General features: G+C 69.3%; 1 protein-coding gene. It reads right to left on the minus strand.

Annotated elements, in window-relative coordinates; translation table 11 throughout:
- Positions 1-459, minus strand: a 459-nt coding sequence (locus tag ACIG5E_RS39570) for an integrase core domain-containing protein (protein WP_396542191.1), incomplete at its 3' end; no start/stop codon positions are given.
- Positions 460-1,083: the final 624 nt, after the last annotated feature.

The raw sequence follows: 1,083 nt of genomic DNA on the forward strand, positions 1-1,083 counted from the left end.
CAGAGGGATGACGTTCGGTTCGTCGTCTGGTGCTCGTAGGTCGAGGCCGCGGTGGGTTCGTCCGGCGTTGTAGTGCTCGGTGTACTCGGCGAGCACGGCGCGCAGGTGCCGTTCACTGGCGATGAGGAGGCGGTCGGTGCATTCGGTGCGCGCGGTGCGTATCCACCGCTCGGCGAATGCGTTCGACCGCGGGCTTTGCGGCGGGGTCGGGATGACGGCCATGTCGTTGCCGGCGAGGACGGCGCCGAACGCGGCGGTGAACTTCGCGTCGCGGTCGCGGATGAGGAACCGGAAGCACCCGGCTCTGTCGCCGAGGTCCATCAGCAGGTTTCGGGCGAGCTGGGTCACCCACTCGCCCGTCGGGTGCGCGGTGACGCCGAGGACGTGGACGCGCCGGGTCTCGATCTCCATGACAAAGAAGACATACAAGCGCTTGAGGAAGACCGTGTCCACGTGCATGAAGTCGCAGGCGAGAAGCGTGTGGGCCTGGGTGCGGAGGAAGGTGCGCCAGGTCTGCCGGGAGGCGCGCTGTGGTGCGGGCGGCAGGCCGCAGCCGCACAGGATACGGCCGGATGGTAGCGGCGGCGACCCGGTGGCCGAGCCGTCGCAGCTCGCCCTGAATCCTGACATACCCCCAGGCCGGATTCTCCTCGGCCAGGCGCCGGATGAGCGCGACGATCTCCTCCGGCAGTGGTGGTCGGCCGGCCCTGGCCGGTGGCTGGCGCCACTTCCAGCGCACCAGACGTCGGTGCCAGACCAGCAGCGTGCCCGGGGTGACCAGCCGGTGCCGACGCAGGGCAGGCGGCAGATGCCGCGCGAGAGCGCAAAGCACGGCACGGTCGGCCCACGACATCCGCGGCCGCCCGACCTGTCGGCGCAGCACGGCTACCTCGTGGCGCAGGGCGAGGATCTCGGCGTTGTTCGTGGCGGAGGAGCGTCCCAGCAGTGTCAGCCAGCCCAGCAGTCGGCAGAAGATCAAGTACAGCAGTCGTAGACCCACGAACTGGGATCATGCCCGGGGCGCGGCAGCTCGCAAAGGGCGCTGGTCAGCCGCTGTACGGAAGTAAAGACACCCTTCAGGCC

Source organism: Kitasatospora sp. NPDC053057, assembly GCF_044546945.1.
GTDB lineage: Bacteria > Actinomycetota > Actinomycetes > Streptomycetales > Streptomycetaceae > Kitasatospora.